Raw genomic sequence first — 12,809 nt, forward strand, 5'->3', positions numbered from 1 at the left:
CCACCAGGTTTTCTATGCAAAATGATCCCAGCCACCACGGCCGTACAAAACGCCGTCGACGGTCACGCCCTCCCCCTCGGCGACCCACCCGATCACCCGCCAGCGGCCGGGAAGCGGCACGTCCGCGGGGAACGTTCCAGCGATTGCGTGATCTTCTCCGCCGGTCAGGACGTGGTGGCGGCCGTCCGGGCCCAGCACCGCCGGCACCGGAAGGGCCGCCGCGTCCAGTTCGATCCGTACGCCACTGGCCTCCGCGATGTGACCCAGGTCCTGCACCAGGCCGTCGCTCACGTCCAGCAACGCCGTGGCGCCGAGCCGTACGGCCTCCGGACCGGCGTCGTACGGCGGCCGCGGACGGCGATGCGCCGCGATCAGCTCCGCCGGGCCCTCCGCGCCGGCCGTCAGCAGGGCGAGCCCGGCGGCGGCGAAGCCGAGGCGGCCGCGGACGGCCACGACGTCCCCAGGGCGGGCGCCGGACCGCGTCAGTGGCCGCTCCCCCGCCAGATCGCCCAGCGCGGTGACCGCGATGACGACCACCGGCGCGCGGACGACGTCGCCACCGACCACGGAGGCGCCGGCCACATCGCACTCGTCGCGCAGCCCGTCGTAGAGCTCCTCGACCCAGGAGACCTCGGTCCCGGGGGGCAGGCCGAGGCCCACCAGCAGCCCGGTCGGCCGGGCTCCCATCGCCGCGACGTCCGCCAGGTTCTGCGCGGCGGCCTTCCGCCCGACGTCGTACCCGGCGGACCAGTCCAGCCGGAAGTGCTCCTCCTGGACGAGAAGATCCGAGGTCGCGACGACCCGGCCGTCGGGGGCGCGCACCACCGCCGCGTCGTCGCCGGGCCCCAACTCCACCCCCGCACCCTGCGTAAGACGCCTGGTTATGCGGGCGATAAGGCCGAACTCGCCCAGATCTTCGATTTTGATGGTGGACCTCCGGAAATATCACAGATCATTAAAGAGGCCCCCTGACTCCCCCCTGCTGCGTGATAGAGGGTACGGTGGCCGTCCAACCGCATTTCTCCACCTTGACAGAGCAGACGGGGAGGACGTGATGGTGCAGGCCTACATCCTCATCCAGACCGAGGTCGGCAAGGCAGCCGAAGTGGCCCGCGAGATCGACGGCATCTCCGGCGTGACACAGGCGGAGGACGTGACGGGCCCCTACGACGTCATCGTCCGGGCCCAGGCGCGCAGCGTGGACGAGCTGGGCAAGCTCGTCGTCGCGCAGATCCAGGCCGTCGAAGGGATCACTCGTACGCTCACCTGCCCGATCGTGCACATCTGAGGATGCCTTGCGCCGCCTCACCCTGATCTTCCGGCCTGTCCTGCTGCTCATGGGGTGCCTGCTCTCGGCGGGCGTGCTCACGGGCTGCGCCGCCGGAACGGTCCAGGTGCCGGTGCCCAGCCCCGACCCGGCGGCCGCCCGGCTCTGCGCGGGCCTGCGGCCGCCGCACAGGCTGCACGGGCAGACGGAGCGCACCACCAGCCCCAGGTCGCGGCTGGTGGCGGCCTGGGGGTCCCCCGCGATCGCGCTGCGCTGCGGGGTGAGCCGGCCCGCGGCGTTGCGGCCGGCCTCGCAGCTGGTCACGGTGAACGGGATCTCGTGGTTCGAGGAGCCCGCGGACCGGCCCGTCACCTTCACCGCCGTCGGCCGGCAGGCCTACGTCGAGGTGACGATCCCGGCGAAGTACACCGAGCACAGCCCGCCCGGCGACGTCCTGCTCGAACTGACCGCCGCCATCAAGGCCGCCCTCCCGGAGAAGGCCGACGGCGAGCTGTGACCCCTTCCCCCGGCGGCTCACGGCGATTCACCCGGTGAGCCCGCCTACGCCGCTCCGCGGCTGCGGCGCCGGTGCGAGCCGATGGTGTCGGCGTAGTAGTGGCCGCTGCCCTTGATGGTCCGCCGCTGCGTGGCGTAGTCGACGTAGACGAGCCCGAACCGCTTGTCGTAGCCGTTGGCCCACTCGAAGTTGTCGAGCAGCGACCAGGCGAAGTACCCGGCCACCGGGGCGCCCCGGCGGATCGCCCGGCCGCAGGCCGCCAGGTGCTCCTGGAAGTAACGGGTCCGGTCCGGGTCGTCGATCTGCCCGTCGGGGCCGACGACGTCGTGCCAGGCCGAGCCGTTCTCGGTGACGTGGATCCGCCGCGCGCCGTAGTCCTCGGTCAGCCGCATCAGCAGCCGTTCCAGGCCCTCCGGGCGCACCTCCCAGTCCAGCGCCGTACGCCGCACTCCCGGCTGCTCGATCTCGCGCACGAAGGGCGGCGGGGCGGCCGGGTCGTCGGCGACGACGGTCGGGAAGTAGTAGTTGAGGCCCTGCCAGTCCAGCGGCGCGGCCATCACGGCCAGGTCGCCGGGGCGCTCCGGCAGGTCCACCCCGTAGACGTCGATCATGTCCTGGGGGAAGCCGCGGCCGTGGATCGGGTCGAGCCACCAGCGGACGCCGTGACCGTCCATGCGCCGGGCCGCGGCGACGTCGGCGGGACTGTCGCTGGCCGGTTCGCACGCGGTGAGGTTGTTGACGATGCCGATCGAGGCGCCGGGCACGGCCGCCCGGAGTGCCTGCGTCGCCAGGCCGTGGCCGAGCAGCAGGTGGTAGCCGGCGGGCACGGCCGTCGCGATGTCGGTCAGGCCCGGTGCGTGCCGGCCCTCCAGGTGCCCGATCCAGGCGGCGCACAGCGGCTCGTTGAGGGTGGTCCACTGGGTGACCCGGTCGCCGAGGGCCTCCGCCACGTGCGCGGTGTACGCGGCGAAGTGCTCGGCGGTGTCCCGGACGGCCCAGCCGCCGCGGTCCTGCAGCACCTGCGGCAGGTCCCAGTGGTAGAGGGTCGGGTACGGGGTGATCCCCGCCTCGAGAAGGGCGTCGACGAGCCGGTCGTAGAAGGCCAGGCCCGCCGGGTTGACGGGCCCCTCGCCACCGGGGACCACGCGCGGCCAGGCGACGGAGAAGCGGTAGGCGTCCACGCCCAGGCGCTTCAGCAGCTCGATGTCCTCCGGCCAGCGGTGGTAGTGGTCGCAGGCGACGTCGCCGTGGTCCCCATCGTCGATCTTTCCCGGGGTGTGCGAGAAGGTGTCCCAGATGGACGGCGACCGTCCGTCTTCGGCGACCGCGCCCTCGATCTGGTACGCGGACGTGGCCGCGCCCCATACGAAGTCGTCGGGGAGGAAGCTGAAGTCGTTCACGGGCTGCCTTTCTGGTGAGGCTTGTGAGGGAGAGGCTTGTGAGGGTGCGGCTTGTGAGGGTGCGGCTTGTGAGGGTGCGGCCGGTGCGGGGGTCCGGCCGCTCATTTGACGGCCCCGGCGGTGAGGCCGGCGACGAGATAGCGCTGGAGGAGCAGGAACCCGGCGACCACAGGCACGCTGACGACCAGCGAGGCGGCCATGATCTGGTTCCAGTAGACGTCGTACTGGGTGGAGTAGCCCCGCAGCCCCACGGCGAGGGTGCGGGTGGCGTCGTTGGTCATCACCGAGGCGAACAGCACCTCGCTCCACGCGGTCATGAAGGCGTAGATGGCCACCGCGACGATGCCGGGCAGCGAGGCGGGCACGACGATGCGGAACAGCGCGCCGATCGGTCCGCACCCGTCCACGAGCGCCGCCTCGTCGAGCCCCTGGGGGATGGAGTCGAAGTAGCCCACCAGCATCCAGATGGAGAACGGCAGCGAGAAGGTGAGGTAGGTGAGGATCAGTCCGCCGCGCGATCCGTACAGGGCGATCCCGGTCACGTTGCCGATGTTGACGAAGATCAGGAACAGCGGCAGCAGGAAGAGGATCCCCGGGAACATCTGGGTGGACAGCACCGTGACGGTGAACAGCCGCCTGCCCCGGAACCGGTAGCGGCTGACCGCGTACGCGGCGAAGATCGCCACTGCCACCGACAGCCCCGTCGCCGCCGTGGCGACGATCACCGAGTTGACGAAGTAGCGGCCGAGCGGGACGGTGCGCCACATGTCGACGTACGGGCTGAGGGTGAGCCGGTCGGGGATCCAGCGGAAGGTGCCCGAGACGTCCTCGAGCGGCTTGAGCGAGCTGCTGGCCATCACGTAGACGGGCAGCAGCGCGAAGAGGGCCAGCAGGGTCAGCACGATCCGGCGGGTCCAGACGAAGGACCGCGGCGGGGCGGTCGGCGACCGGCGGGGCTTAGACATCGCTGCTCCTGCGGCGGGAGGTCACCAGCAGATAGCCGGCCGTCACCAGCAGCAGGAAGAGCAGCAGCAGCACCGACATGGCCGAGCCGGAGCCGAAGTTCCAGGTGACGAACGACGACTGGTAGATGTGGATGGAGATGAGGTCCGCGGCCTCCGGCGCGGACTTGCCGAACAGCACGTACGGCACGTTGAAGTCGTTGAAGGTCCACAGGAACAGCACCAGGACCAGCACTTGGTTGATCGAGCGCAGCGACGGCAGGGTGATGCGGCGGATCTGCTGCCAGATGCCGGCTCCGTCGATCGCCGACGCCTCGTACATCTCGCGCGGGATGTTCTGCAGCCCGGCCATGACGCACAGGAACGCGAACGGCCAGGTGCGCCAGACCGAGACCACCACGATGGTGACGAAGCTGTTGTCGCCGATGAGCCAGAAGGACGGCTTGCCGGTGACGCCCAGCTGGTCGTGCAGGACGTGGTTCACCATGCCGTTGTCGTGCTGGAACATGAAGGACCAGACGATCACCGAGGCGTAGACAGGCAGCGCGTACGGCGTCAGGAAGATGCCGCGCAGCAGGGCACGGCCGCGGAAGGCGTCCTGCATGAGGATCGCCGCCGCGGTGCCCAGCAGCCAGGACAGGGCGACCGCCAGCACGGTGAAGGCGCAGGTGACCAGGAACGAGTGCAGCAGCGCCTGGCCGATCGGCGTGTTGACGTCGACGGCGACCCGGAAGTTGTGCAGGCCCACCCAGGGGGCCGCGCCCCAGTCGCGGATGTAGAACTGCGTCAGCTCCTTGAAGCTCATCACGACGCCGACGAGCATCGGCACCAGATGGATGAGCAGTTCCAGCAGCAGCGCGGGCAGCAGGAACAGATAGGGCAGGCCGCCCTTGCGGACGCGGTCGGGGATGCGCAGGCGCCGCTTCGGGGCGCGCCCCGGGCCGGGCACCTTCGCGGCCCGGGGCGTGTGACGACGGAGAGTGGCGGTCATACGGGCCGCCTCAGGCCTGCATCTGCTGCTGTGCCTTGGCGAGTCGCTTCTGGACGGTCTCGGCGGTCACCGGGCGGCCGGCGGCCGCGTCGGCGAAGAGCTCCTTCATCGCCGTGCCGACCAGCTCCTCGAACTGCGACTCCTTGGCCACCTGCGGGAGCGGGGCGGCACTCTTGGCCAGGGCGTCGCGCAGCACGGTGAGCTCGGGGGTGGCGAACGCCGGGTCCTGCAGCGCCGACTTGATCGGGGGGATCGAGCCGTAGGCGGTGTTCAGCGTCTTCTGCTCGGCGTCGCTGGTCATGAACTTCACGAACTTCAGGGCGCCGTCGAGGTTGCCGGAGTTCTTGAAGACCGCCATGTTGATGCCGGCGACCATCGAGTTGACGTTGCGCCCCTGACCGGGGACGCCGGACTGGACGGGCACCGGGGCGACGCCGTAGTCCTCGGCCTTCATGCCACGTGCCTTGAGCTGGACGCCGGCCGCCTGCCAGAGCAGCATGGCCGCCTTGCCCTTGGCCAGGTCGCTGACGGACTCGTTCTGCACGTACTCCGCGTTGCCGGGAGCGGCGATCTTGTCGCTGGCCATGAAGCCGACGTACTGCTTGATGGCCTCGACGACCTCCGGCGAGTCGAAGGTCGGCTTGCCGCCGGCGTCGAAGAAGTCGGCGCCGTGCTGCTTGGCGAAGACGAACGCGTGGTGGGCGTTCTCGGAGTTGTTGGCACCCTCGATGGCCAGGCCGTACTTGCCGCCGGTGGTGAGCTTCTTACCGACCTGGACCAGCTCGTCCCAGGTGGCCGGCGGTTTGGTGATGCCGGCGTCCTTGAACATCTTCTTGTTGTAGTAGAGGCCGTACGCCAGCGAGTAGAGCGGGACGGCGGTGGGCGTCTTGCCCGGCGCCCCGGTCGAGCCGAGCGTGGACTCCACGAACCGGTCCTTGCCGCCGATCTGCGTGAAGTTCTTGTCGTCGAAGGGCAGCAGGGCCCCGGTGGCCTGCAGCGACGCCGACCAGGTGTTGCCGATGTTGAGCACGTCCGGGCCCTGGCCGGTGGAGGTGGCGGCGAGGATCCGGTTGAGCAGGTCGGTCCAGGGGACGACTTCCAGCTTCACCTTGATGCCGGTCTGCTGCTCGAACTTCTGCAGCTCCGGGGTGAGCTTGGCCTTGTCGTCGTCCAGGCTGGTGCCCTGGTTGCTCGCCCAGTACGTGAGCGTCTTGGGATGGCCGTCGCCACCTCCGCCGCCCGTCGAGGTGCCCCCGCCACAGCCCGCGAGGACGGCGAGGACTGTGGCGGCGACGGCCGCAGTGGCCGTGGTACGGGTCGAGAACATGATCGGTGGCCTCTCTCTGGGGGTGGAACAGCATGGCCCCCGACTAAATTTAAGTAATGGTTTAAGCTATGGGACAAGTCCGCGTCAAGGCCTGGTGAGGGGTCAGTTCGGCCGATGGCCCTAGGGCTCCCGGGTCGCCGGGAACCCTGGAAGCATGGCCGGCCTTCGGCGCGTTCAGCGCGCCGTACGGCTCCTGGCGGCGCGGTGCCGCTCGGCGGCGGGCGCGGTGCCGCCGTTGAGGAAGTGCTCGACCGGGAGGGTGGCCGCGCCGAGGGCGACGGCGTCGGGGCCGAGCCTGCACAGCTCGATCGAGGTCGCGGCGAAGGGATGCCGCAGCGACTGCCTGCGGGCGGCCTCCCGGATCTCCGGAAGCCTTCCCTCACCGAGCAGCAGCCCCGCCCAGCCGCCCAGGATGATCCGCTCCGGGTTGAACAGGTTGACCAGGTCGGCGATGCCGGCGCCGAGGTAGAGGATCGTCTGGTCCAGCACCTCGGCGGCCACCGCGGAGGTGGCGGCCTCCTGGATCAGGGCGGCGAGCGCCGACTCCTGGTCGTTGCCCGGCAGCTCCCGGCCGTAGCGCTCCAGGATCCCCTCGGCGCCGACGTACGCCTCGAGGCAGCCCGACGAGCCGCACCGGCAGGGACGCCCGCCGACCACGAGGGTGGTGTGCCCCCACTCTCCCGCGCTGGACGTGGAGCCCCGGTGGGTCGAGCCGTGACTGATGATGCTCGCGCCCACCCCGGACCCGATCAGGCCGACCACCGCGTGCTGGGCGCCCCGGCCCGCACCGAACCACAGCTCCGCCTGGCCCATCGTCTTGGCGCCGTTGTCGATGTACAGCGGCAGGTCGGTGCCGGCCCGCAGCAGCCGTTCCAGCGGGACCGCGTCCCAGCCGTAGGTCTGCCCGTGGACGAGCACCTCCGGCCCCTGCTCGACCACGCCGGGAACCCCGATGCCGACGCCGAGGATGGCCGACGGATCGACGCCGCCGCCGGTCAGCACCGCGGCGAGGCCGGCCAGGATCCGGTCGACGACCACCTCGACGCCGTGCTCCCTGGGGTCCAGCGGGTAGTCGGCCTTGGCGAGCTCGGTCATGGTCAGGTCGAACAGCTCCACGCGCACGCGCGTCTCACCGACATCGACCCCGACGACGTACCCGTAGGCGGAGTTCATCCGCAGCAGGACCCGCGGCCGCCCGCCGTCGGAGTCGACCGACCCCGCCTCGATGACGATGCCCTCGTCGATCAGCTCACGGATGACGTTGCTGACCGATGCCGGGCTCAGCCCGGTGGCCTGGCTCAGATCCTGGCGGCTGCGCGGTTGGTCGAAGTAGAGCGACCACAGCAGCACGGACCGGTTGTCCCGGCGCAGGTCCCGGACGGTCCCCCGCTTGCGCTCCATCACGTCCACCCTTCGCGTGGTTCACATCTTATAACAAGTAGATCAGCAAGTTCCGGCCCCGGCCCTTGACGTGACCACTGCGAACGGATTAGATCACGCCATGAAATAAGCCGTGTCCCAAGCCGATGGCCCGGCGCCGCTCCGGGGCCTGCGCCGCCCTCGTGCCACCCGGCGGCCCCGTCCCCGCCCGGGGCCGCCGGGTCCGGTCATCCGGCCCTCACCGCGGATTCGCTGGCGAACGTGTAGCGGGCGTAGCCGGGCAGGCGCAGGTCTCCGGCATCCCGGGAACGCGCGCGATCCGGGACTCGGGGCACCGTCTTCCGCTTCCCGGCGGCCCGTGGTCGCTTGCGACCGCCGACAGCGCGCGAGGATCGATCCACCACGGTCATTCCTTAGCCGGACGGGCTGACTCCATGGTCGGCAGATTCACCGGCACCTGAAGGAAACGTGCGTTCGGTTGACACGGAGTCAGGTGAAAGTGGTTCGGTGCCTGGGGTGACAGGCTAGTGCGCCCGCGTCCTCGCGTCTTTTGACAAGGGTTGATGTTCTACGCCGGCCACTTTGCGCATTGGTGAGCGCCATTGGTGAGCGCCATTGGTGAGCGCCTGCCGCATGAGCCTCCTCAGCACCGGCCTCCGGCCCGGGTGGCGCTGAGGACCCTCGCGATCCGTCCCGGTACCCCGGCCCTTGACCACCCCGCTCACGGCTGTCATTTTGGAATGACTTTTGAAAATACGCATGACAATGGAGGTTGCGGTGACCACCTCGGAGCTCGGCGAACCGCGCGCCATGCCATCGGACCAGGCCGGGCAGGACGACGGCCGGCAGTACGGGCAGGGATACGGGCAGGCGGGCGGTCAGGTCACGGGGGCCGGGCGGACCCTGCCGGGACTGCCGATGCCGCGGGACCCCGCGCTGCTCTTCGACCCGTCCCGGCGGCCCCGGGTCGCCCGTCACCCCGAAGGCCGCTTCCCGTTCCCGATCCCCAATGGCTGGTTCATCGTCGCGGCGGCGGCGGACCTGCGACCGGGCGAGGTCCGGCCGCTGTTCTACTTCGACCGGGACCTGGTGCTGTTCCGCAGCAGCGACGGCCGGCCCTTCGTGCTCGACGCCTACTGCCCGCACCTCGGCGCGCACCTCGCCGTCGGCGGCCAGGTCGAGGACGCGTGCCTGCGCTGTCCCTTCCACGGCTGGAGCTTCGACGGCGGCAGCGGCCGGTGCGTGGACGTCCCCTACGACGAGCACGAGTACCTTCCGCAGCGCGCGGCGGTCCGCTCGTACCCCACGATCGAGCGCAACCACATGGTCTGGGCCTGGCACCACCTGGAGGGCGAGCCGCCCTTCTACGACGTCCCGGAGGTCCCCGAGTTCCACGACCCGGACTGGTCGCCGATCGTGGTGAAGGACTTCCAGATCGCCACGTGCTGCCAGGAGATGGCCGAGAACAACGTCGACCGGGCCCACTTCAAGTACGTCCACGGCACCGACGCCATCCCGGAGGAGGAGTTCTTCGTCGACGGCCCCTACAAGAAGGCCGTCGGGGCCGGCGGCGACTTCGTCCGCGAGGGGTTCGGGCTGGGGCTGGGGGTCCTGCGGCTGAAGGGCTGGACGACCTTCGTGTCCAGCACGACGCCGATCGACACCGGCAACGTCCACGTCCGGTGGATCTTCACCTCACCCCGCTCGCTGGGCGAGGACGCCACCGAGAACGCGGCGGAGGCCTTCTGCGCCGGCGTCAGCCAGGACATCCCCATCTGGGAGAACAAGATCTACCGCGACCGGCCCCTGCTGCGCGCGATGGAGAAGGACATCGGCGAGCACCGCCGCTGGTCCCGCCAGTTCTACTCCCTGCCCGGAAAGCCCGCCCCCGAGCCCGGGTCCGGGTCCAGGTCCAGGTCCGGGTCCGGCCCCGGCGCAGGCACGACCCCGAGGAGAGACTCATGAGCAGAACCCGCTGGGTCCAGGAACCGACGGCCGAAGCCGGGCTGACCACCTCCGTACCGGTGCTGCCCGCACTCGAGGTGGTCTACCTGACCGACCCCGAGGCGCTGGCCGAGGTGCTGCCGCCGCCGCTCGCACCGCCGGCCGAGCCGAAGGTGCACGTGCGCATCACCGACATCGACCTGACCTTCGGCGAGTACCGCCACAAGGAACTCGTCGGCTACTTCGCGGTCGACGCGATGCTCGACGGCGAGCCCGGCGAGTACCCGTTGCTCATCCCCATCGACCTGGAATCGGCCATCGCCATCAGCCGGGAGCGGTTCGGCGAGCCGAAGAAGCTCGCCGACATCGAACTCTCCCGTACCGGTGACCGGGTGGAGGGCCGCATCACCCGGCAGGGGGTGACCTTCATCGAGATCTCCGGTTACGTCACCGGGACCCTGCCGACCCCGGAGCCGTACCCCGCCCGGCAGTTCTGGTACAAGTTCCTGCCCTCCGTCGACGGCAGCGGCTTCGACGGGGATCCGCTGCTCGTACGGCTGGAACAGATCCGCAAGCCCGAGTCGGTCGAGCGGATCGAGGGCAAGCTCGTGCTGCGCGACCTGCCCGGCTGCCCCGTCGTCGATCTGCCCGTGCGGGAGACGGTGTCCGTCCAGTGGGTGCGGCGGTCCAGCGAGAACTCCCCCCAGGTGGTCGGGCCGGTCGACCCGGTGGCCTTCGCCCCGTACGCCGGCGCGCGCTACCGCTGATCCCGGTTCTCGTACCCACCCGCCATCACCCCTGCGTCCGATCCACACCGGGAGGCTCATATGAGCGACAGATACACGCTGATCTCCACCGACAGCCACGCGGGGCTGCCCGCCGAGCGGTACCGCGAGTACATCGAGGCCAAGTACCACGAGGCGTTCGACCAGGCACAGGCCGAGGCCGAGGCGATGCGGCAGCTCGCCGAGAACGACGAGCACCTGAAGTTCCTCGCGGAGTGGGACTCCGAGATCGGCGAGCACGGCGGCATGCGCGGTGCCTGGGACCCGGTCGTGCGCAACAAGGAGATGGACCACGACGGCGTGGCCGCGGAGGTGGTCTTCCCGGACGCCGACTCCGCCGGCGTCGGCGGGGTGGCCAAGACCCCGTTCTCCGCCGGTCTCGGCTCCACCGGCGACGACGATCCCGAGATGACTTTGGCCGGGGCCTGGGCGCACAACCGCTGGCTCACCGAGTTCTGCCAGGACAGCCCCGAGCGGCGGGCCGGGGTGGCGCTGGTGCCGATGCACGACGTGACCGCCGCGGTGGCGATGATCGAATGGGCCGCGGACCACGAGCTGCGCGGCGGCATCATGATCCCCACCAAGTGGGGCCGGCTGCCCTCCTACAACGACCCGGTGTACGACCCGGTGTGGGCGGCCGCCGCCGCGACCGGCCTGCCGGTGCACACCCATTCGGGGGTCGGCCCGGACGAGGACGACTACGGCTACACTCCGGGCCTCATCGCCATCTACGCCACGGAGGCGTACTGGTGGGCGGCCCGCCCGCTGTGGGCGCTCATCCTGGGCGGGGTGTTCGAGCGGCATCCGGCGCTGAAGTACGTCATCGCCGAGAACGGCGCCTGGTGGACTCCGGACATCATCAGCCGGATGGACTCCAAGTGGGAGGGCGACCACGCCACCCGCAAGTTTGGCCCGGCCGTCTTCCGGTCCGGCCTGACGATGCGGCCCAGCGAGTACTTCGACCGCAACTGCTGGATGGCCGCCTCGGTCATGGGCGACGTCGAGGTCGAGCGGCGGCACCAGATCGGCGTGGGCAACCTCATGTGGGGCAGTGACTACCCGCATCCCGAGGGCACCTGGCCGCATACTCGCACCTGGCTGACCGACCGCTTCCGCGACGTGCCGCAGGAGGACGTCCGGCGCATCCTCGGCCTCACGGCGGCGCAGGTCTACGGCTTCGACCTCACGGCCCTGGCCCCGCATGTGGAGCGGGTCGGGCCGACGCCGGCCGACATCCACGGCACCGCGGCGGACGGCGCCTCATGAGCGGGCCGATCACCGACTTCGCCGGCCGCGTCGTCGTCGTCACCGGGGGCGCGTCGGGCATCGGCCGCGCCCTCGGCGCCGAGTTCGCCCGGGAGGGCTCCCGCGTCGTGCTCGCCGACATCGAGCGGGAGCGGCTGGCCCGCACGGCCGGGGAACTGGCCGAGGCCACCGGCGCCGAGGTCTGCGGGGTCGTCACCGACGTCACCGACCCCGCCTCGGTCGAGGCGCTCGCCGCCACCGTGTACGAGCGGTTCGGCGCCGTGCACGTGCTGGTCAACAACGCCGGGGTGGGAGCGCCCGCCGCCAAGGTATGGGAGACCACGCCCAACGACTGGCGCTGGGTGCACGGCGTGAACGTGCTCGGGGTGGCGCACGGCGTGCAGGCCTTCGTGCCGCGCATGCTCGCGGGCGGCGAGCCTGGTCATGTGGTGAACACCTCCTCCGGCGACGGCGCGATCAACCCGATGCCGGGCGCGTCGGTCTACGCCGCCAGCAAGGCGGCCGTCTCCACCCTCACCGAGTGCCTCGCCGCCCAGCTCGCGCAGGACGGCGCCCCGCTCGGGGTCTCGCTGTTCCTGCCGGGCGGCGGGCTGCTCGACACCGGCCTGTGGACCGCCGAGCGCAACCGCCCGGCGGGGCTCGCCCGGGAGCGGCCCCGCACGACGCCCGCCATCACGGTCGCCCAGCTCGTCACGATGGCGGCCGAGCAGGGCCGGGAACTGCCGGTGCAGCCGCTGGACGAGCTGGCCCGGACCGTGCTCGACGGCATCCGCGCGGGGACGTACTGCATCTCCCTGGGCCTGGAGGAGGCCGTCGCCACCCTGCACGAGCGGGCCGACCGGCTCGCGAAGGGCCGGTACCCGACCGTGTCCGACACCCATGGCATCCTGACCTGACCTGACCTGACCTGACGTGACCCGATCTGACCTGACCCGAGCGAGCGAGCCGGTACCGAGCGAGCGGCACCGGC

12 protein-coding genes are annotated in these 12,809 nt (G+C 70.8%); 6 read left to right on the forward strand and 6 right to left on the reverse strand.

Annotated features, from left to right (window positions below; genetic code table 11):
• Positions 1–12 precede the first annotated feature (12 nt).
• Complete coding sequence (locus ACRYCC_RS36605; RefSeq protein WP_433818865.1) at positions 13–912, reverse strand: thiamine-phosphate kinase; 900 nt, start codon at positions 910–912, stop codon at positions 13–15.
• A 142-nt stretch (positions 913–1,054) separates the two neighbouring features.
• Between ACRYCC_RS36605 and ACRYCC_RS36610 the strand changes: the two genes are divergently transcribed.
• Positions 1,055–1,288: an Lrp/AsnC family transcriptional regulator gene (locus tag ACRYCC_RS36610; RefSeq protein ID WP_433818641.1), complete on the forward strand. Its 234-nt coding sequence runs from the start codon at positions 1,055–1,057 to the stop codon at positions 1,286–1,288.
• Between the two features lie 7 nt (positions 1,289–1,295).
• On the forward strand, positions 1,296–1,784 hold the full coding sequence (locus ACRYCC_RS36615; RefSeq protein ID WP_433818642.1) for a DUF3515 domain-containing protein: 489 nt from the start codon (positions 1,296–1,298) through the stop codon (positions 1,782–1,784).
• A gap of 44 nt (positions 1,785–1,828) precedes the next feature.
• On the opposite strand, the gene ACRYCC_RS36620 is transcribed toward ACRYCC_RS36615, so the two are convergent.
• The 5 genes from ACRYCC_RS36620 to ACRYCC_RS36640 all read right to left on the reverse strand — a co-directional run bounded on the left by ACRYCC_RS36620 (position 1,829) and on the right by ACRYCC_RS36640 (position 7,865).
• Positions 1,829–3,184 carry a GH1 family beta-glucosidase gene (locus tag ACRYCC_RS36620; protein WP_433818643.1) on the reverse strand — a complete coding sequence of 452 codons (1,356 nt, stop codon included), beginning with the start codon at positions 3,182–3,184 and terminating at the stop codon, positions 1,829–1,831.
• Between the two features lie 101 nt (positions 3,185–3,285).
• Positions 3,286–4,149 carry a carbohydrate ABC transporter permease gene (locus tag ACRYCC_RS36625; protein WP_433818644.1) on the reverse strand — a complete coding sequence of 288 codons (864 nt, stop codon included), beginning with the start codon at positions 4,147–4,149 and terminating at the stop codon, positions 3,286–3,288.
• Complete coding sequence (locus ACRYCC_RS36630) at positions 4,142–5,137, reverse strand: carbohydrate ABC transporter permease (RefSeq protein ID WP_433818645.1); 996 nt, start codon at positions 5,135–5,137, stop codon at positions 4,142–4,144. The genes ACRYCC_RS36625 and ACRYCC_RS36630 overlap by 8 nt, the downstream gene beginning before the upstream one ends.
• A 10-nt stretch (positions 5,138–5,147) precedes the next feature.
• Positions 5,148–6,464 carry an ABC transporter substrate-binding protein gene (locus ACRYCC_RS36635; RefSeq protein WP_433818646.1) on the reverse strand — a complete coding sequence of 439 codons (1,317 nt, stop codon included), beginning with the start codon at positions 6,462–6,464 and terminating at the stop codon, positions 5,148–5,150.
• A 174-nt stretch (positions 6,465–6,638) separates the two neighbouring features.
• Entirely contained in the window at positions 6,639–7,865 is a 1,227-nt protein-coding gene (locus tag ACRYCC_RS36640; protein ID WP_433818647.1) for an ROK family transcriptional regulator, read from the reverse strand.
• A 756-nt stretch (positions 7,866–8,621) separates the two neighbouring features.
• Between ACRYCC_RS36640 and ACRYCC_RS36645 the strand changes: the two genes are divergently transcribed.
• The 4 genes from ACRYCC_RS36645 to ACRYCC_RS36660 are packed head-to-tail and all read left to right on the forward strand — an operon-like array spanning position 8,622 to position 12,735.
• A complete protein-coding gene (locus ACRYCC_RS36645) occupies positions 8,622–9,809 on the forward strand; it encodes a Rieske 2Fe-2S domain-containing protein (RefSeq protein WP_433818648.1) in 1,188 nt (395 codons plus the stop codon).
• Positions 9,806–10,555: an acetoacetate decarboxylase family protein gene (locus tag ACRYCC_RS36650; RefSeq protein ID WP_433818649.1), complete on the forward strand. Its 750-nt coding sequence runs from the start codon at positions 9,806–9,808 to the stop codon at positions 10,553–10,555. Before ACRYCC_RS36645 ends, ACRYCC_RS36650 begins: the two co-directional genes overlap by 4 nt.
• Positions 10,556–10,615: 60 nt before the next feature.
• Positions 10,616–11,839, forward strand: a complete 1,224-nt coding sequence (locus ACRYCC_RS36655; RefSeq protein ID WP_433818650.1) for an amidohydrolase family protein — start codon at positions 10,616–10,618, stop codon at positions 11,837–11,839.
• Positions 11,836–12,735, forward strand: coding sequence for an SDR family NAD(P)-dependent oxidoreductase (locus ACRYCC_RS36660; RefSeq protein ID WP_433818651.1), 900 nt, complete (start codon positions 11,836–11,838; stop codon positions 12,733–12,735). Before ACRYCC_RS36655 ends, ACRYCC_RS36660 begins: the two co-directional genes overlap by 4 nt.
• Positions 12,736–12,809 lie beyond the last annotated feature (74 nt).

Source organism: Actinomadura scrupuli (assembly GCF_050971785.1).
Classification (GTDB): domain Bacteria; phylum Actinomycetota; class Actinomycetes; order Streptosporangiales; family Streptosporangiaceae; genus Actinomadura_E; species Actinomadura_E scrupuli.